The 16,786-nt window shown below is 58.9% G+C and carries 20 protein-coding genes and 1 pseudogene; 11 read left to right on the plus strand and 10 right to left on the minus strand.

The genetic code is table 11. The features are described from left to right. The first annotated feature begins 113 nt into the window (after window positions 1-113). Window positions 114-593, plus strand: a complete 480-nt coding sequence (locus AC19YQ_RS00405; RefSeq protein ID WP_500594357.1) for an Mpo1 family 2-hydroxy fatty acid dioxygenase — start codon at window positions 114-116, stop codon at window positions 591-593. 100 nt (window positions 594-693) lie between these two features. Here the strand turns inward: AC19YQ_RS00405 and AC19YQ_RS00410 are convergent, their stop codons facing one another. Together AC19YQ_RS00410 and AC19YQ_RS00415 are read right to left on the minus strand one after the other, a co-directional pair. Then, entirely contained in the window at window positions 694-1,341 is a 648-nt protein-coding gene (locus AC19YQ_RS00410; protein WP_500594358.1) for an HAD family hydrolase, read from the minus strand. Window positions 1,342-1,363: 22 nt separating this feature from the next. Next, window positions 1,364-1,912 carry a gamma carbonic anhydrase family protein gene (locus tag AC19YQ_RS00415; RefSeq protein ID WP_500594359.1) on the minus strand — a complete coding sequence of 183 codons (549 nt, stop codon included), beginning with the start codon at window positions 1,910-1,912 and terminating at the stop codon, window positions 1,364-1,366. A gap of 75 nt (window positions 1,913-1,987) precedes the next feature. On the opposite strand from AC19YQ_RS00415, the gene prlC reads away from it, so the two are divergent. Together prlC and AC19YQ_RS00425 are read left to right on the plus strand one after the other, a co-directional pair. After that, window positions 1,988-4,066: an oligopeptidase A gene (gene prlC / locus AC19YQ_RS00420; protein WP_500594360.1), complete on the plus strand. Its 2,079-nt coding sequence runs from the start codon at window positions 1,988-1,990 to the stop codon at window positions 4,064-4,066. Beyond that, complete coding sequence (locus tag AC19YQ_RS00425) at window positions 4,063-4,341, plus strand: YheV family putative zinc ribbon protein (protein WP_019828279.1); 279 nt, start codon at window positions 4,063-4,065, stop codon at window positions 4,339-4,341. Before prlC ends, AC19YQ_RS00425 begins: the two co-directional genes overlap by 4 nt. 112 nt (window positions 4,342-4,453) lie before the next feature. Here AC19YQ_RS00425 and AC19YQ_RS00430 read toward each other — a convergent pair whose 3' ends face one another. The 5 genes from AC19YQ_RS00430 to oscA all read right to left on the minus strand — a co-directional run bounded on the left by AC19YQ_RS00430 (window position 4,454) and on the right by oscA (window position 8,497). Next, entirely contained in the window at window positions 4,454-5,434 is a 981-nt protein-coding gene (locus AC19YQ_RS00430) for a sulfate/molybdate ABC transporter ATP-binding protein (protein WP_133075022.1), read from the minus strand. A gap of 3 nt (window positions 5,435-5,437) precedes the next feature. Then, window positions 5,438-6,310, minus strand: coding sequence for a sulfate ABC transporter permease subunit CysW (cysW, locus tag AC19YQ_RS00435; protein ID WP_133075023.1), 873 nt, complete (start codon window positions 6,308-6,310; stop codon window positions 5,438-5,440). 13 nt (window positions 6,311-6,323) lie between these two features. Beyond that, window positions 6,324-7,142 (minus strand): sulfate ABC transporter permease subunit CysT, encoded by an 819-nt coding sequence (cysT, locus tag AC19YQ_RS00440; RefSeq protein WP_133075024.1) that lies wholly within the window; start codon window positions 7,140-7,142, stop codon window positions 6,324-6,326. A 90-nt stretch (window positions 7,143-7,232) separates the two neighbouring features. Beyond that, window positions 7,233-8,246, minus strand: a complete 1,014-nt coding sequence (locus AC19YQ_RS00445; RefSeq protein WP_339475051.1) for a sulfate ABC transporter substrate-binding protein — start codon at window positions 8,244-8,246, stop codon at window positions 7,233-7,235. A gap of 68 nt (window positions 8,247-8,314) precedes the next feature. Next, window positions 8,315-8,497, minus strand: coding sequence for a sulfur starvation response protein OscA (oscA, locus tag AC19YQ_RS00450; RefSeq protein WP_016782652.1), 183 nt, complete (start codon window positions 8,495-8,497; stop codon window positions 8,315-8,317). A 428-nt stretch (window positions 8,498-8,925) separates the two neighbouring features. On the opposite strand from oscA, the gene AC19YQ_RS00455 reads away from it, so the two are divergent. Both AC19YQ_RS00455 and AC19YQ_RS00460 read left to right on the plus strand, forming a co-directional pair. Continuing rightward, window positions 8,926-9,174, plus strand: a complete 249-nt coding sequence (locus tag AC19YQ_RS00455; RefSeq protein WP_019828271.1) for a TIGR02647 family protein — start codon at window positions 8,926-8,928, stop codon at window positions 9,172-9,174. A 165-nt stretch (window positions 9,175-9,339) separates the two neighbouring features. Then, a pseudogene (locus tag AC19YQ_RS00460) lies at window positions 9,340-10,599 on the plus strand (class I adenylate cyclase domain-containing protein); the annotation flags it as partial. A 13-nt stretch (window positions 10,600-10,612) separates the two neighbouring features. Here AC19YQ_RS00460 and rnk read toward each other — a convergent pair. The 3 genes from rnk to cyaY all read right to left on the minus strand — a co-directional run bounded on the left by rnk (window position 10,613) and on the right by cyaY (window position 11,878). Continuing rightward, window positions 10,613-11,026 carry a nucleoside diphosphate kinase regulator gene (rnk, locus tag AC19YQ_RS00465; RefSeq protein ID WP_133075027.1) on the minus strand — a complete coding sequence of 138 codons (414 nt, stop codon included), beginning with the start codon at window positions 11,024-11,026 and terminating at the stop codon, window positions 10,613-10,615. 304 nt (window positions 11,027-11,330) lie between these two features. After that, window positions 11,331-11,543, minus strand: coding sequence for a DUF1289 domain-containing protein (locus AC19YQ_RS00470; RefSeq protein ID WP_445261378.1), 213 nt, complete (start codon window positions 11,541-11,543; stop codon window positions 11,331-11,333). A 2-nt stretch (window positions 11,544-11,545) separates the two neighbouring features. Continuing rightward, the gene (gene cyaY / locus AC19YQ_RS00475; protein ID WP_339475054.1) at window positions 11,546-11,878 is read right to left on the minus strand and encodes an iron donor protein CyaY; all 333 of its coding nucleotides are present in this window, start codon (window positions 11,876-11,878) and stop codon (window positions 11,546-11,548) included. Window positions 11,879-12,081: 203 nt separating this feature from the next. Here cyaY and lptM point away from each other — a divergent pair, with 203 nt between their 5' ends. From lptM to AC19YQ_RS00505, 6 genes are read left to right on the plus strand one after another with little or no spacing between them, the layout of a single operon-like run. Beyond that, the gene (gene lptM / locus AC19YQ_RS00480; protein WP_133075030.1) at window positions 12,082-12,237 is read left to right on the plus strand and encodes an LPS translocon maturation chaperone LptM; all 156 of its coding nucleotides are present in this window, start codon (window positions 12,082-12,084) and stop codon (window positions 12,235-12,237) included. Window positions 12,238-12,246: 9 nt separating this feature from the next. Next, a complete protein-coding gene (gene lysA / locus AC19YQ_RS00485) occupies window positions 12,247-13,494 on the plus strand; it encodes a diaminopimelate decarboxylase (RefSeq protein WP_339475056.1) in 1,248 nt (415 codons plus the stop codon). 4 nt (window positions 13,495-13,498) lie between these two features. Further along, window positions 13,499-14,329, plus strand: a complete 831-nt coding sequence (gene dapF / locus AC19YQ_RS00490) for a diaminopimelate epimerase (RefSeq protein ID WP_133075032.1) — start codon at window positions 13,499-13,501, stop codon at window positions 14,327-14,329. 13 nt (window positions 14,330-14,342) lie between these two features. Beyond that, window positions 14,343-15,059: a DUF484 family protein gene (locus AC19YQ_RS00495; protein ID WP_339475058.1), complete on the plus strand. Its 717-nt coding sequence runs from the start codon at window positions 14,343-14,345 to the stop codon at window positions 15,057-15,059. Further along, window positions 15,060-15,956, plus strand: coding sequence for a tyrosine recombinase XerC (gene xerC / locus AC19YQ_RS00500; protein WP_133075034.1), 897 nt, complete (start codon window positions 15,060-15,062; stop codon window positions 15,954-15,956). It begins immediately after the preceding gene. After that, window positions 15,953-16,639 (plus strand): HAD family hydrolase, encoded by a 687-nt coding sequence (locus AC19YQ_RS00505; protein WP_133075035.1) that lies wholly within the window; start codon window positions 15,953-15,955, stop codon window positions 16,637-16,639. Before xerC ends, AC19YQ_RS00505 begins: the two co-directional genes overlap by 4 nt. Window positions 16,640-16,786: the final 147 nt, after the last annotated feature.

The following is a 16,786-nucleotide window of genomic DNA, read 5'->3' on the forward strand; positions in this document are numbered from 1 at the left end:
GCCTCCAGCGGTATGTGTGTTACCGAGTCAGTATAGGGACGGTTTTTAGATTCGCTAAGGAATAAGAAGCTATTTGTTTATAACCAAAAATAAGATAGTGAGGGTTCTGCACCATGAAAAGCCTGGTCGACCATCTGAGCCAATATGCTGCCTATCACCGTGATCCGCACAATATCGCCACCCATTTCGTGGGTATTCCGCTGATTGTGATTGCCGTGGCGACGCTGCTATCGCGTCCGCAATGGGCAGGTATTTCCCCGGCGGTGTTGGTGATGCTGGCCAGCGCGGTATTTTATCTGCGCCTTGAGCTGCGTCTGGGGGTATTGATGACGGTGCTGCTGGGGTTGAGCGTCTGGCTGGGGCATACGCTGGCGGCGTTGAGCACCGCCGCCTGGCTGGGCTGGGGCGTGGGTTTATTTGTCGTGGGCTGGGTGTTCCAGTTTGTGGGGCATTACTACGAGGGGCGTAAACCGGCGTTTATCGATGACGTGACCGGGCTGATCGTGGGGCCGCTGTTTGTGGTGGTGGAGCTGGGTTTTCTGCTGGGCTGGCGCGAAGATTTGCGCCGCGCGATCGAGCTGCGCGCCGGTTAGCGTGTTGTGGGAGCGGGCTTGCTCGCGATTGAGCCGGCGCGGCGTGACAGATTCACCGCGTCGTGGCCATCGCGAGCAAGCCCGCTCCCACAAGGGCAGGTCAGTGTTTGAACGCCTGATGCAGCTGCGCCAGCGTTTCAAAGTGGTATTTGGGCGCAAACGAGTTCAGTTCTTCGAAACTGCCAAAGCCATAACCCACAGCCGCTGCGTCCATGCCGTTGTCGCGGGCACCGATCAAATCGTGCTTGCGGTCGCCGATCATCAGGGTCTGGGCGGGGTCCAGTCCTTGCTCGCTGATCAAGTGAGCAATCAGCTCGACCTTGTTGGTGCGGGTGCCATCCAGTTCGCTGCCGTAAATCACGTTGAAGTACTTGGCGAAGTCAAAGTGACGGGCGATTTCACGGGCATACACATGGGGTTTTGACGTGGCGATAAACAGTTGGCGACCCTGTGCCACCAGCTCTTCAAGCAAGGGTGTGACGCCCTCGAATACGTGGTTTTCATACAACCCGGTCACGGCAAAACGCTCGCGGTAGAACCCCATCGCTTCCCACGCCTTTGCCTCGTCAAAGCCATAGGTGGCCATGAACTGCTGCAGCAGCGGCGGCCCGATAAAGTGCTCAAGCCGGGTGAGGTCAGGCTCGTCAATGCCCAGCTTGCCCAGGCCGAACTGGATCGAACGGGTGATGCCTTCCCGTGGGTCGGTCAGGGTGCCGTCAAGGTCGAACAATACGTTTTGGTAATGCATGCAGAGCTCCAGAATAGGTGACTTAAACGGGCTGGTCGTAGCCTTCGGCCAAATGCTGGTCCTTGAGCTTTACGTAATTGCCCGCGCTGTAGGTGAAGAAGGCTTTTTCTTTTTCGGTCAGTTCGCGCACCTGTTTGACCGGGCTGCCCACATACAGAAAACCGCTGGCCAGTCGCTTGCCTGGTGGCACCAGGCTGCCTGCACCCACGATCACGTCATCTTCAATAATGGCGCCGTCCATCACGATGCTACCCATGCCGATCAGGATCCGGTTTCCCACGTGACAGCCGTGCAGCATGACTTTGTGGGCGATGGTCACGTCATCGCCGATCAGCAGCGGGAAACCCTCTGGGTTGAACGGGCCTGCGTGGGTGATGTGGAGCACGCAGCCGTCTTGAACGCTGGTGCGTGCACCGATGCGGATGCGGTGCATGTCGCCGCGAATCACGGTCAGCGGCCAGATAGAACTGTCGTCGCCGATCTCGACGTCGCCGATCACCACTGCCGAGCGGTCAACAAAGGCGCGCTCGCCCTGGGTCGGTGTGTGCTGCTGGAACGGACGAATGGACACGAATAGCTTCCTTCTTTAGCAGTGATAGCGGGGCTGATTGCTGCGCAGTGCGTCGATTGTAATTAAGATGGCCCAATGTTTCTTCAAGCCAAGGTGCCAAACGTGAGCGAGAACAACCCTCTTTTGCAGCCCTACGACCTGCCGCCGTTCTCGGCGATCCGTCCTGAGCACGTACAGCCGGCCATCGAACAGATCCTCGCCGACAACCGTGTCGGCATTCAAAACATCCTCAAAGACCAGGGCCAGAACCCGACATGGGCGGGTCTGGTGTTGGCGATGGATGAGCTGAATGACCGACTGGGCGCGGCCTGGAGCCCGGTCAGCCACCTTAACGCGGTGTGCAACAGCAGCGAACTGCGTGAAGCCTATGAGGCTTGCTTGCCTGCCTTGAGCGCCTATTCCACCGAGATGGGCCAGAACCGCGAACTGTTCCAGGCTTTCGAAGCGTTGGCCCACAGCCCGCAAGTGGCTGGTTTCGACCAGGCGCAAAAAACCATTCTTGAGCACTCGCTGCGTGACTTCCGCCTGTCGGGTATTGACCTGCCGGAGGCTGAGCAAAAGCGTTATGCCGAAGTCCAGAGCAAACTGTCGGAGCTGGGCAGCAAGTTCTCCAACCAGTTGCTGGACGCGACCCAGGCCTGGACCAAGCACATCACCGATGAAGCCGCACTGGCGGGCCTGACCGATTCGGCCAAGGCGCAAATGGCCGCTGCTGCACAGGCCAAAGGCCTGGACGGCTGGCTGATCAGCCTGGAGTTCCCGAGCTACTTCCCGGTCATGACCTACGCACAGGACCGCGCCCTGCGCGAAGAAGTCTATGCCGCGTATTGCACCCGGGCGTCAGATCAAGGCCCGAATGCCGGCAAGTTCGACAACGGCCCGGTCATGGAAGAAATCCTCGACCTGCGTCAGGAACTGGCAAAACTTCTGGGTTTTGGCAGCTTTGCAGAGCTGAGCCTGGCCACCAAAATGGCCGAGACACCGGATCAGGTGCTGACCTTCCTGCGCGATCTGGCCAAGCGCAGCAAGCCATTTGCCGCTCGCGACCTTGAGCAGCTGCAAGCCTACGCCGCCGAGCAAGGCACCCCGGAGCTTAAAAGCTGGGACACAGGCTTCTTCGGCGAGAAACTGCGCGAGCAGCGCTACAGCGTGTCGCAAGAGGCACTGCGTGCCTACTTCCCGATCGACAAGGTACTGGGCGGCCTGTTTGCCATTGTGCAGAAGTTGTACGGGATCGAGATTGCCGAGATCAAAGGCTTCGACACCTGGCACCCGGATGTTCGCCTGTTCGAAATCAAGGAAAACGGCCAGCACATCGGGCGCTTCTTCTTTGACCTCTATGCCCGTGCCAACAAGCGCGGCGGTGCCTGGATGGACGGCGCCCGCGACCGTCGTCGCACGGCAGCCGGCGCGCTGCAAAGCCCGGTGGCGAACCTTGTGTGCAACTTCACCCCGGCGGTTGCGGGCAAGCCTGCGCTGTTGACCCACGATGAAGTGACCACCCTGTTCCACGAGTTCGGCCACGGCTTGCACCACATGCTGACCGAAATCGAACACGCGGGCGTATCGGGCATCAACGGCGTGGCCTGGGATGCGGTCGAGTTGCCGAGCCAGTTCATGGAAAACTGGTGCTGGGAGCCTGAAGGCCTGGCGCTGATTTCCAGCCATTACGAAACCGGCGAAGCATTGCCCAAAGACCTGCTGGACAAGATGCTCGCCGCCAAGAACTTCCAGTCCGGGCTGATGATGGTTCGCCAGCTGGAGTTCTCCCTGTTCGACTTCGAGCTGCACGCCACCCACGGTGACGGTCGCAGTGTGGCGCAGGTGCTGGACGGCATCCGCGACGAGGTTTCGGTCATGCGCCCACCGGCGTACAACCGCTTCCCCAACAGTTTTGCGCATATTTTTGCCGGTGGTTACGCAGCGGGTTACTACAGCTACAAGTGGGCTGAAGTGCTGTCGGCCGATGCGTTCTCGCGCTTTGAAGAAGAAGGCGTATTCAACCCGTACACGGGCAAGGCGTTCCGTCAGGCGATTCTGGCCCGTGGCGGTTCGAAGGCTCCAATGGAGTTGTTCAAGGACTTCCGTGGTCGTGAGCCGTCGATTGACGCGCTGTTGCGCCACAGCGGCCTGACTGAGGATTCGGCGGCATGAGTGATGCACCTGTGAATGTGACCAAAAAACGCTTTATCGCCGGGGCTGTCTGCCCGGCGTGCAGCGAGCCCGACAAGTTGATGATGTGGAACGAAGACGAAGTGCCGCACCGCGAATGTGTGGCCTGCGGTTATTCGGATACGTTGAATGAACAAGGTTTGTCGGTGCCCAAGGAATTGGGTACGCGGGTCAATGTTTCGGCGTTGAAAAAAGCACCGGACCCTAAAGTGCAGGCGGTGCAGTTTTTTCCGAATCCGAAGCTGAAAAAGCCTTAGATCCACTCTGAAACTGTGGCAGCGGGCTTGCTCGCGATGCAACCGACGCGGTTTATCTTGAAACCACGTTGCTGCCATCGCGAGCAAGCCCGCTCCCACAAGTGCAGTGGGCTTACGCCTTCTGCCATACCTTCGGCTTGAAGAACAACGTCTCGCCGCGCGCCAGATTGGTCAGGCTGTCGTGGTCCTTGACCACTTCAACTTCGATCAACTCGCTTTGCCCTTCAACTTTCAATGTCACCCGGGTGGTCGCGCCCAATGGGCGGATGTCGCGTACCTGCGCGGCATGGTGGTCTTCGATCTCGTGACGGGACAACGACACTTCGTGCGGACGGAACAGCAGGTGCTGATCTTCACCGATGTGCAGGCGGTTGGAGTCGCCCAGGAAGTGGTAAACAAAATCGCTGGCCGGGTTTTCGTAGACTTCGCCCGGTGAGCCGATCTGCTCGATCACGCCCTTGTTCATCACCACGATACGGTCGGCCACTTCCATGGCTTCTTCCTGGTCGTGGGTCACGAATACCGAGGTCAGGTTGATGTCTTCGTGCAGGCGCGCCAACCAGCGGCGCAGCTCTTTACGGACCTTGGCGTCCAGCGCGCCGAACGGTTCGTCCAGCAGCAGTACCTTGGGTTCTACGGCCAGTGCGCGGGCCAGGGCGATACGCTGGCGCTGACCGCCTGAGAGCTGCTCAGGGTAGCGATCCGACAACCAGTCCAGTTGCACCATGTTCAGCAGTTCGTGGACTTTCTCGGCGATGCGGGTTTCGCTCGGGCGTTCCTTTTTCGGCTTCATGCGCAGGCCGAAAGCGACGTTGTCGAACACCGTCATGTGGCGGAACAACGCGTAATGCTGGAACACAAAACCGACGTTACGATCACGCACGTCGTGCCCCGAGACGTCTTCACCGTGGAACACGATGTTGCCTTCGTCCGGGGTTTCCAGACCGGCGATGATGCGCAGCAAGGTGGTTTTGCCGCAGCCCGACGGGCCGAGCAGGGCGACCAGTTCGCCGCTGTGGATATCCAGGTTGATGCTGTTCAGCGCCTTGAAGGCGTTGAAGTTCTTGCTGACGTTACGGACTTCGATCGACATGGTTTATTCCTCCGCGGCGCTGGCGCGCAGGCGGTTAATACGGGATTCGCTCCACTGCTTAAGCAGCAGGATGAAGAGCGCCATAATCAGCAACAGGGTCGCCACAGCGAAGGCGGCAACGTGGTTGTATTCGTTGTAGAGGATCTCGACGTGCAACGGCAGCGTGTTGGTCACCCCGCGAATGTGCCCGGAAACCACCGACACCGCACCGAACTCACCCATCGCCCGTGCAGTACACAGCACCACGCCGTAGATCAGGCCCCATTTGATATTGGGTACGGTCACGTGCCAGAACATCTGCCAGCCGTTGGCGCCCAGCAGGCGTGCGGCTTCTTCTTCCTGGGTGCCCTGCTCCTGCATCAGCGGAATCAGTTCACGGGCCACAAACGGTACGGTGACGAAGATGGTTGCCAGCACGATGCCCGGCAAGGCGAAGACGATCTGGATGTCGTGCTCTTGCAGCCACTTGCCGAAGAAGCCCTGGGCGCCAAACATCAGCACGTAGACCAGACCGGCGATCACCGGCGAGACCGAGAACGGCAGGTCGATCAGCGTGACCAGGATACTCTTGCCGCGAAAGCTGTATTTGCTCACGCACCAGGCCGCGCTGACGCCGAATACCACGTTCAGCGGAACGGAAATCACCACCGCAATGATGGTGAGCTTCAGGGCTGACAAGGCGTCGGGTTCGATGATGGCGTCGACGAACGTGCCGATCCCCATTTTCAAACCCTGGGACACCACGATCAGCAGCGGCAGCAGCAGGAACAGGATGAAAAACAACCAGCCGAAACCGATCAGCAGGCGCCGCGACGTCGGGCTCCCCCGGCGGGCGGCGTTGGCTACGGATGAGGCACTTGGTGTTGAACTGGACATGGTCAGGCCTCCTTCACGGTTTTTCGATGCGGCGCTGAATCAAGTTGATGATCAGCAGCAAAATGAAGGAAACCACCAGCATCATCACGCCAATGGCCGTGGCACCGGTGTAGTCGTATTGGTCCAGCTTGACCATGATCAGCAACGGCAGGATTTCGGTTTTGAACGGCATGTTGCCCGCGATGAAAATCACCGAGCCGTACTCACCGACACCCCGGGCAAACGCCAGGGCAAAGCCGGTCAGCCAGGCGGGCAGCAGGGCTGGCACCAGAATGTAGCGGAACACCTGCAGCGGCTTGGCGCCCAGGCAGGCAGCCGCTTCTTCGATTTCTCGCGGAATATCGGCCAGTACCGGCTGCACCGTACGCACCACAAACGGCAGGGTGACGAAGGTCAGTGCCAGGGTGATACCCATCGGGGTGTAGGCGATCTTGAAGCCCAGGTCGGTGGCGAACTGGCCAATCCAGCCGTTGGGAGCGTACAGGGCGGTCAGGGCGATACCGGCGACGGCGGTCGGCAGGGCAAACGGCAGGTCGATCATGGCGTCGATGACCTTGCGTCCCGGGAAGGTATAACGCACCAGCACCCAGGCCAGCACGGTGCCGATGATGCCGTTGATGATAGCCGCGACAAAGGCGGTACCAAAGCTCAGTTGCAGCGCAGCCAGCACCCGTGGAGCGGTGATGATGGCCCAGAACTGGTCCCAGGTCAGTTGAGCGGCATGCACGAACATCGCCGCCAGTGGAATGAGCACAATCAGGCTGAGGTACACCAAGGTGTAGCCCAGCGTCAGCCCGAAGCCGGGTATGACGGGGGAGATACGACGCGACATAAAAGTCCTTGGGTTAACGCACGAGGCCCGCAACCAATTGCGGGCCTGATGTTCTAGCTTTAAGCGTGGCCCGAAGGCCCGCCCCGCAGGTTATTGCGCCTGGTAAATCTGGTCGAACACGCCGCCGTCATTAAAGAATTTCGGCTGCGCAGTTTTCCAGCCACCGAAGTCTTTGTCGATAGTCACCAGTTCCAGTTTCGGAAATTGTTTGGCGTATTTGGCTGCAACGGCCGCGTCACGTGGACGGTAGAAGTTCTTCGCCGCGATTTCCTGGCCAGCCGGGCTGTAGAGGTGTTCCAGGTAGGCTTTGGCGATTTCGGAGTTGCCTTTTTTCTCGGCGTTTTTGTCGACTACAGCCACCGGTGGCTCAGCCAGAATCGACAGCGAAGGCACGACGATATCGAACTTGTCACCGCCACCGTCTTCCTTGAGTGCCAGGAACGCTTCGTTTTCCCAGGCCAGCAACACGTCACCCTGACCGTTGTTGACGAAGGTGATGGTCGAACCGCGTGCGCCGGTATCCAGCACGGGTACGTGTTTGAACAGCTCTTTTACGTATTCTTTGGCTTTTTCCTCGTTACCACCGTTGGCTTTAAGGCCGTAGGCGTATGCCGCAAGGAAGTTCCAGCGAGCGCCGCCGCTGGTTTTAGGGTTCGGGGTAATGACCGATACGCCTTCTTTGGTCAGGTCGCCCCAGTCCTTGATGCCTTTAGGGTTGCCCTTGCGTACCAGGAACACGATGGTCGAGGTGTACGGGGTGCTGGCGTCCGGCAGGCGGGTTTGCCAGTTTTCCGGCAGCGAGCCTTTGTTGAGTTTGGCGATTTCGTCAATGTCACCGGCCAGGGCCAGGGTCACGACGTCGGCACGCAGGCCGTCGATCACACCGCGAGCCTGTTTGCCCGAGCCGCCGTGGGATTGCTGGATTTTGACGTTATCGCCGGGGTGGCTGGCTTTCCAGAAGTTGGTGAATTCGGTGTTGTAATCCTGGTACAGCTCGCGAGTCGGATCGTAGGAAACGTTGAGCAACTCATAATCTTTGGCTACAGCGGAGCCAGCAAAAATGGCACTGGCCAGCGCGGCCAAAGCGTAACGGCGTAGGGACATAGGTGAGGCTCCAAAGCTTTTTCTAGTTTTTTTATGAGGCGCACTCGCGTGAATGCGCTTTCTATTGATCAGGCGTTTTTTTGACTCGGGTTTTGCAGACGGAATTTTTCTTTACGTTCGATCTGAACCACTTGAGCGTTGTGCACAGTGATTTCAACAGCACCAAAGCGCAGGTCTCGCAGCGCGCTCTGGATTTCCCGAAGGATGGTTGCTTCGTCCTGGCCGTCAACGCTACGCAGAGATGCGCTCATGGTGCTGCTCCTGAAAATATGGGTGCCGACAGGGATGCTGGCGTAGGGCAATAGTAGTGAGGCAGGGATATTCTTAAAAATACTATTTAAGAATGTTTATATAACTGAAATGATAAAACGCGCCCTTGGCCCATGTATGACCTTGTGGGAGCGGGCTTGCTCGCGATGCAGGCCATGAAGTTTTACTGAAAGACGGTGTTGCCTGTATCGCGGGCAAGCCCGCTCCCACAGGTGCCGTGCCAGCCTCAAGCCGACTTTTCCCACAAGTTTTGTGTAATACCCCGGCATTTAGCCGACTACTGACTACACTCCAAATGCCTTACCACGACAGGCTGTTTTATAAAGGTGGGAACTGTCACTGGACAGTCAGCGCGAGTGCGATCACCTTAGAGCGGCTGTCGTCTTTTCCTGCATAGTCTGGAGTCTTTATGTCGTTTACCCCTGAGTTGGTTGCCGAGCTGGAAGTCCTTGCACTGTTTGACTTGGAAAGTACCCTTGAGGGCCTGAAGATCCATCAACACGCGGCACCCGAAAAAGTGGCTGCTGCACGTCGTTTGTATGACAAGAAGCTCATTGACCAACCCGATGGCGGTTACCTGACTAGCCTGGGCCGTGATGCTGCTCAGAGTGTTCAAGTACTGCTGACAATTCTTGTAGAGTCCAAAGAAATCGCCTGACGCCACGCCGCGCCCTCGGGATCTGAACGATCAATGATTCCGCGGGCACACTTCTTCGCGCAGTAAAATTCTGACCTCAAACACCCATTCCTCCTGAGTCTTTGATACGGCTGGCTGTAGACTCCCACTCCCTTTTGTCTTGTGGCGAGCCGGTCTGAGCGTGAAATGACGTGCCCTCCTGAAACACTCCCCATGCCGAGCGATGGAGTCGAGCGACAGACTCTCCTGCAACTTCGTGGGCGGTTTCTCACCGTCAATCAGGGTCGCATGGCGCGTGCAATGGAAGGCCTGGCACCCCATCAGCAATCGCTGCTGAGGCTGTTGGCGCTGTGCTTTCACGTGAATCACCCGCTGTTGCCCGGCTATGTTTCGGACTGCACCCCGGCCGGGGTGTCGGGCTATGAACCTGACGCCTCCACCCTTGGCGCAGCGCAGCAACTGATCCGGGACTTTTCCTGCAGAACGGGCCGCGCCTGCGCTTCAAAACCGATTCATGGGCTTTTTTTGATGGGCAGTCTGGGGACTTTGGCCCAGACCGATCAAAGCGATATGGACGTGTGGATTTGTCTGGGGCCGGACTTGAGCGACATGGCGGTGGCGGCGTTGCGCAAAAAATGTCGACGGCTGGAAGTCTGGGCGGCAAGCCTGGGGGTTGAAGCGCATTTTTTTCTGATTGATGCGCAGCGTTTCGCCCAGGGCGAATGTGACTCCCAACCGAGCAACGACGAGAGTGCAGAGCCTCGCAACAGGTTGTTGCTGGATGAGTTTTATCGCACCGCTATCTGGCTCGCGGGGCGTACGCCGATGTGGTGGTGGGTGCCAGCACATCAGGAGGCTCGCTACGCCGAATGTGCCCAAGGGCTATTGGCCAATGACGTTGTGGGTCGCGATGAAACCATTGATCTCGGGCATCTGGCGCAGATTGCCCCCGCAGAACTGCTGGGCGCCGGGCTGTGGCAATTGTTCAAGGGCATTGAGTCGCCGTACAAGTCAGTGCTCAAGCTGTTGCTGGTCGAGGTGTATGCCAGCGAGCGCCCACGGGTGAACTGTCTGAGTATGGGGTTCAAGAAGAGGGTGTACGCCGATCGGCTCGACCTGGATGAGCTGGACCCCTACGTGGTGGTGTACCGGCGAATCGAGCAGTACCTGCAGGGGCGCGGCGAGTTGCAGCGTCTGGAACTGGTTCGCCGCAGCCTGTACCTGAAGGTCGGCCACACGCTGAGCAGTGGCGCGACGGGTATGCAGTGGCAGCGGTTGCTGCTGCAGCGCCTGACCCGCGAGTGGGGCTGGGATGAGCAGCAATTGGCAATGCTCGACAATCGCTCGCAGTGGGGGGCGCAGCAGGTCAGTCATGAGCTGCGGGCATTGGCCCGTGAGCTGAGTGTCAGCTACCGGTCCTTGTGCACGTTTGCCCGCGACGAGAGGCCATCAATCGAACTTAAGCGTTGAAGTCACTTGCGGCTTTTGGCTGGTATTCAACTTCAAGCAGTTCCAGTTTCAGGGTTTTGCCGCCTGGAGCTGGCCAGTTGATGTGTTGACCGACCTGCAAACCCAGCAGTGCGCTGCCGACAGGGGCCAGAATCGAAACCTTGCCTTCGTCGGCGTTGGCGTCTTTCGGGTACACCAATGTCAGGCGGTAGTCCTTGCCACTGCTTTCTTCGCGGCAGTGCACACGCGAATTCATGGTCACAACACCAGCAGGCACCTCTTCGTGGCCGACGATGGTTTCGGCGCGATCGAGTTCGGCTTGCAATGCCTCAATGCCAGGAGTCGTTTCTGGCAAGCTGTCGATGAGTTGCTCCAGACGCTGTACGTCCAGGCGAGTGAGGATGAGTGGGGTTGGGGTGCTCATGACCTGGCAGACTCCTTTTTTCTGCACGAAAAAGCAAAACCCCGCCGGAAAATGGCGGGGTTTTGACGAACCTCGTTAGTGCGAGGCGTACCCGGACACTACCACAGCAAAATAAATACACAAGCCGGGTGGGGTTTTGCTGTTTGCCCCTGAACTGATTGCAACCGGCGATTATTCGTAGCAGCTGCCGCAGGCTGCGATCGGCGACGCAGTCGTCGTAAAGTCAGGTTGCGCGACGTGTCAGTTAAGCAAAGGACTCAGTTTTTACGATTGCTGCGCAATCGGACGCAGCCTGCGGCAGCTGCTACGGGAGCATTTGCCGCAGTTGAGCCTGTTCACAAATGACCCGACGCCGCTGGTCGTCTGCCGAACGCCATTCGCGAATATCTTCGACGTGGCGAAAACAGCCCAGGCAGACTTTGTGTTCATCCAGCCGGCAGGTGCTGATGCAGGGGGACGGCACTGCCGGACTGACGTTGCTGTAGAGCGGTTTTGCAGGTTTAGCAGGAGCGGTCACTATCAGATCTCTTCAAATTCCAGCTCGGCGCCAGCGTGTTCCAGTGTCAGGCGTTGAACCATTTCGCTGAGCAGTTCGTCGGATTTGTCGCACTTCCACGAGCTGCGCTTTTCATCGTAGTCGAAGTGGAAACCGCCGTTGGGAGCAGCCAGCCAGAGCTGTAGCACGGGTGCCTGACGGCTGAAGATCAGGGCTTTGCCATTCTCGAATTTGATCGTCAGGATTCCCGCGGAATTCTCCACATCTACATCCAGATCACAGTCGTCGAAGATGTCTTCCAGATTTTCCTGGGTGGCATCGACCAGATCGTGAAAACGGGCTTCAGTCAAACTCATGGTGGAACCTCGTAATATCTAGTCATGCTCGGAGCTCGCAAGATACGGGCGCTCCAGGCCGATTGCAAACCCCATGACAGCCTTGTGCCAACCACCACTGATCATCCAGACAGGGCGTTACGCTCGGCCGCTCTGCTGCATAGGCAAGCTGGTGGGTGCTCGGTATACTCGGGCGCAATTAATGCTTTTCAAAGGATTTCGCCATGAAGCGCCTGATCTCTTCTCTTGCTGCGCTCGTCGCGGTCGCCTGCCTTGTTTCTGCCTGTGGTCAAAAAGGACCGCTGTATCTGCCCGATGACAGCAAATCCCCTGAAGACCAAGCGAAGTCGTCGCAATCGCAATCGCACAAGCACCAATAAGGGAACACCATGGACGCTTTTAATTACCGGGACGGCGAGCTGTTCGCCGAAGGTGTTGCGCTGACGGCCATTGCCGAGCGTTTTGGCACGCCGACTTACGTTTACTCCCGGGCGCACATCGAAGCGCAATACAACGCTTACGCCGATGCTCTGGACGGCACGCCGCACCTGGTGTGCTTCGCCGTCAAGGCCAACTCCAACCTGGGTGTACTCAATGTCCTGGCGCGTTTGGGTGCCGGTTTTGACATCGTTTCCCGTGGCGAGCTGGAACGTGTGCTGGCTGCAGGCGGTTCGGCCGACAAGATCGTGTTTTCGGGTGTAGGCAAGACCCGTGACGACATGCGTCGCGCCCTGGAAGTGGGCGTGCACTGTTTCAACGTCGAGTCCACTGACGAGCTTGAGCGCCTGCAGGTTGTGGCCGCCGAAATGGGTGTTCGTGCGCCGATTTCCCTGCGCGTGAACCCGGATGTTGATGCGGGTACGCACCCGTACATCTCCACCGGCCTCAAGGAAAACAAGTTCGGTATCGCCATCGCTGACGCCGAGGATGTCTACATCCGCGCCGCGCAGTTGCCTAACCTGGAAGTGGTCGGCGTCGATTGCCATATCGGCTCGCAACTGACCACCCTCGAACCCTTTATCGATGCCCTGGACCGTTTGTTGGCCCTGATCGATCGCTTGGGCGATTGCGGCATTTACCTGCGTCACATCGACTTGGGTGGCGGCCTGGGCGTGCGCTATCGCGATGAAGAGCCGCCTCTGGCTGGCGATTACATCAAGGCCGTGCGCGAGCGCATCGAAGGGCGCGATCTGGCGCTGGTGTTCGAGCCGGGCCGCTTTATCGTGGCCAACGCGGGCGTGCTGCTGACTCAGGTCGAGTACCTCAAGCACACCGAGCACAAAGACTTTGCCATCGTCGATGCGGCGATGAACGACCTGATTCGTCCGGCGTTGTACCAGGCCTGGATGGACGTGACCGCGGTTCGCCCGCGTGACACCGAGGCTCGCAACTACGACATCGTCGGCCCGATCTGCGAAACCGGCGACTTCCTGGCCAAGGACCGCCAACTGGCACTGGCTGAAGGCGATCTGCTGGCGGTGCATTCGGCCGGTGCTTATGGTTTTGTCATGAGCTCGAACTACAACACCCGTGGCCGCGCCGCCGAAGTTCTGGTGGATGGCGATCAGGCGTTTGAAGTACGTCGTCGCGAGACCGTAGCCGAGTTGTTTGCTGGCGAAAGCCTGCTGGCGGAGTAAACCCATGTTGCTGCGTTTTACCAAAATGCACGGCCTGGGCAATGATTTCATGGTTCTCGACCTGGTCAGCCAGCACGCGCATATCCTGCCCAAGCACGCCAAGCAATGGGGTGATCGGCACACGGGCGTCGGTTTTGATCAACTGCTGCTGGTTGAGGCACCGAGCAACCCGGAAGTTGATTTCCGTTACCGGATCTTCAACTCCGACGGTTCGGAAGTTGAGCAATGCGGCAACGGGGCGCGCTGTTTTGCGCGTTTCGTGCTCGACAAGCGCTTGACCACCAAACGTCAGTTCAAGGTCGAAACCAAAGGCGGCATCATCGAACTGAACGTGCGCAGTGATGGGCAAATCAGTGTCGATATGGGCCCTCCGCGCCTGATTCCGGCCGAGATCCCGTTTGTTGCCGACGCTCAGGCGCTGAGCTACGAACTGGATGTCGACGGCCAGACCGTTGAGCTGGCGGCCGTGTCGATGGGCAATCCCCATGCGGTGCTGCGTGTCGACGATATCAACGCCGCGCCGGTGCATGAGCTGGGGCCAAAAATTGAACATCACCCGCGCTTTCCGGCGCGGGTCAATGTCGGTTTTCTTCACGTGATTGATCGCCAGCGCGGACAGCTACGGGTCTGGGAACGCGGCGCCGGGGAAACCCAGGCGTGCGGTACCGGGGCGTGTGCCGCCGCTGTGGCTGCGATCAGCCAGGGCTGGATGGACTCACCGCTGATCCTCGATTTGCCGGGTGGCCGTTTGTCTCTCGAATGGGCGGGTCCCGGCCATTCAGTGATCATGACCGGCCCGGCGATGCGAGTTTACGAAGGACAAGTCCGTTTATGAGCGAGCGCAACTGATGACCGACAAAACGCAGCCTGCAGCACTCGAAGTACCTGTGGATAACTCGCAAGCAGCAACGGTTGCGGCGTACCTGCAGGAACATCCGGATTTTTTCGGCCAGCGCGAAGAGCTGCTGCTGTCGCTGCGTATTCCTCACCAGCGTGGCGATACGATTTCGCTGGTGGAGCGTCAACTGGAGTTGCTGCGTGGTCGTAACATCGAGATGCGTCATCGCTTGTCGCAGTTGATGGACGTGGCCCGCGACAACGACCGCCTCTTTGAAAAAACCCGTCGTCTTAACCTCGCCCTGATGGACGCCACCAGTCTCGATGAGCTGGTGATTGCCGTCGAAGACAGCTTGCGTCAGGACTTCCAGGTGCCTTTTGTCAGCCTGGTACTGTTCGGTGACAACCCGATGCCGGTCGGACGCTGGGTCAGCAGCGCCGATGCGCAACGTGCACTGGGTGGCTTGTTGACGGAAGGCAAGACGGTCAGCGGCAGCCTGCGTGAGCATGAGCTGGACTTCCTGTTTGGCGAAGAACAGCGCAAGCAGATCGGCTCGACGGCCGTAGTCGCGCTCAATCATCTGGGGTTGCACGGTGTACTGGCGATTGCCAGTCGCGATCCGCAGCACTACAAAAGCTCGGTGGGCACGCTGTTCCTCGGTTATATCGCCGAGGTGCTGGGCAGGGTTCTGCCGCGCTTTACCAACGCTTTGCGCTCGGTACGTTAGATGGAACGGCAACTGGACGCTTACTGCATTCACCTGCGCAGTGAGCGCCAGGTGTCGCCCCATACGCTGGAGGCCTACCGCCGCGACCTGAACAAGGTGCTGGCGTTTTGCGCCAAGGAGTCAATCGTCAGCTGGACGGCACTGGATATCCAGCGCATGCGCCAACTGGTTTCGCGTCTGCATCAGCAAGGTCAATCCTCGCGCAGCATTGCCCGTCTGTTGTCGGCGGTGCGCGGGCTTTATCACTATCTCAACCGCGAAGGCTTGTGCGACCACGATCCGGCAAACGGTCTGGCGCCGCCCAAAGGCGAGCGCCGCCTGCCCAAGACCCTGGATACCGATCGTGCCCTGCAATTGCTGGAGGGGGGTGTCGAGGACGACTTTCTGGCGCTGCGGGACCAGGCCATTCTGGAGTTGTTCTATTCGTCGGGGCTGCGTTTGTCGGAGTTGACCGGGCTTGACCTGGATCAGCTGGATTTGGCCGATGGGCTGGTCGAGGTGCTCGGCAAGGGCAGCAAGACCCGGGTTTTGCCCGTCGGTCAAAAGGCCCGAGAGGCGCTACAGGCCTGGTTACCCTTGCGGGCACTGGCCAACCCCGGGGATGGCGCCGTGTTCGTCAGCCAGCGCGGTACACGCCTTGGGCCGCGGGCCATTCAAGTGCGGGTCAAGGCAGCCGGTGAGCGCGAGCTGGGGCAGAATCTGCACCCCCATATGCTGCGCCATTCATTTGCCAGCCACTTGCTGGAGTCCTCCCAGGATTTGCGTGCCGTGCAAGAGTTGCTCGGGCATGCGGACATCAAAACCACGCAAATCTATACTCATCTGGATTTCCAGCATCTGGCATCGGTCTACGACAGCGCCCATCCACGGGCCAAACGCAGTAAGGACAGTGAATGACGATTGAGCTGATTACCTTCGACCTCGACGACACCCTGTGGGATACCGCCCCGGTGATTGTCAGCGCCGAAGCCGTTTTGCGTCAGTGGCTTGGCAATAACGCACCAAAACTGGGCGTCGTCGAGGTCGGGCATTTCCAGGCGATTCGCGAACGGGTGTTAAGTGAGGAGCCCCAGCTCAAGCACCGGATCAGCGCGCTGCGTCGGCGGATCCTGTTTCATGCGTTGAACGAAGCAGGTTACGTGAACGCAGCAGCCTTGGCTGATGACGCCTTTGAAGTCTTTATTGAGGCGCGTCACGCATTGGACGTGTTCCCGCAGGCTGAGCCGACCCTGATTGCACTGGCCCGTGATTACAGCTTGGGTGTGGTCACCAATGGCAACGCCGATGTGCGGCGAATCGGTTTGGGGCACCACTTCAAATTTGTGTTGTGTGCTGAAGATATCGGCATCGCCAAGCCGGATGCGCGACTGTTCCACGAAGCGTTGTTGCGCGGTGGTGTGGTAGCGGGTGCAGCGGTACACGTGGGCGACCATCCGGGGGACGACATCGCCGGTGCCCAACGGGCGGGCCTGCGAGCGGTGTGGTTCAACCCTGGCGGCAAGCACTGGGACGGCGAGAAGGCCCCGGATGCGGAAATTGGCTGCTTGAGTGAGTTGCCGGCGGTGTTGAAGCACTTGTAAGTGTGGGAGCGGGCTTGCTCGCGATGCAGACAACGCGTTTTGCCTGTCAAACCGCGTCGCTAACATCGCGAGCAAGCCCGCTCCCACAGGGTCATGTCAGTCTTCTTTCCGTCACCCACAAAAAAACCCGCAGCGACGGCGGGTTTT

It is taken from the genome of Pseudomonas sp. MF06569, from assembly GCF_059862735.1.

Bases quoted from the DNA above. Each gene is read 5' to 3' on its own strand.
- AC19YQ_RS00405 (WP_500594357.1), top strand. From the start codon at position 114: ATGAAAAGCCTGGTCGACCATCTGAGCCAATATGCTGCCTATCACCGT.
- AC19YQ_RS00410 (WP_500594358.1), bottom strand. From the start codon at position 1,341: ATGCATTACCAAAACGTATTGTTCGACCTTGACGGCACCCTGACCGAC.
- prlC (WP_500594360.1), top strand. From the start codon at position 1,988: ATGTTTCTTCAAGCCAAGGTGCCAAACGTGAGCGAGAACAACCCTCTT.
- AC19YQ_RS00425 (WP_019828279.1), top strand. From the start codon at position 4,063: ATGAGTGATGCACCTGTGAATGTGACCAAAAAACGCTTTATCGCCGGG.
- AC19YQ_RS00430 (WP_133075022.1), bottom strand. From the start codon at position 5,434: ATGTCGATCGAAGTCCGTAACGTCAGCAAGAACTTCAACGCCTTCAAG.
- cysW (WP_133075023.1), bottom strand. From the start codon at position 6,310: ATGTCCAGTTCAACACCAAGTGCCTCATCCGTAGCCAACGCCGCCCGC.
- cysT (WP_133075024.1), bottom strand. From the start codon at position 7,142: ATGTCGCGTCGTATCTCCCCCGTCATACCCGGCTTCGGGCTGACGCTG.
- AC19YQ_RS00445 (WP_339475051.1), bottom strand. From the start codon at position 8,246: ATGTCCCTACGCCGTTACGCTTTGGCCGCGCTGGCCAGTGCCATTTTT.
- oscA (WP_016782652.1), bottom strand. From the start codon at position 8,497: ATGAGCGCATCTCTGCGTAGCGTTGACGGCCAGGACGAAGCAACCATC.
- AC19YQ_RS00455 (WP_019828271.1), top strand. From the start codon at position 8,926: ATGTCGTTTACCCCTGAGTTGGTTGCCGAGCTGGAAGTCCTTGCACTG.
- rnk (WP_133075027.1), bottom strand. From the start codon at position 11,026: ATGAGCACCCCAACCCCACTCATCCTCACTCGCCTGGACGTACAGCGT.
- cyaY (WP_339475054.1), bottom strand. From the start codon at position 11,878: ATGAGTTTGACTGAAGCCCGTTTTCACGATCTGGTCGATGCCACCCAG.
- lptM (WP_133075030.1), top strand. From the start codon at position 12,082: ATGAAGCGCCTGATCTCTTCTCTTGCTGCGCTCGTCGCGGTCGCCTGC.
- lysA (WP_339475056.1), top strand. From the start codon at position 12,247: ATGGACGCTTTTAATTACCGGGACGGCGAGCTGTTCGCCGAAGGTGTT.
- dapF (WP_133075032.1), top strand. From the start codon at position 13,499: ATGTTGCTGCGTTTTACCAAAATGCACGGCCTGGGCAATGATTTCATG.
- AC19YQ_RS00495 (WP_339475058.1), top strand. From the start codon at position 14,343: ATGACCGACAAAACGCAGCCTGCAGCACTCGAAGTACCTGTGGATAAC.
- xerC (WP_133075034.1), top strand. From the start codon at position 15,060: ATGGAACGGCAACTGGACGCTTACTGCATTCACCTGCGCAGTGAGCGC.
- AC19YQ_RS00505 (WP_133075035.1), top strand. From the start codon at position 15,953: ATGACGATTGAGCTGATTACCTTCGACCTCGACGACACCCTGTGGGAT.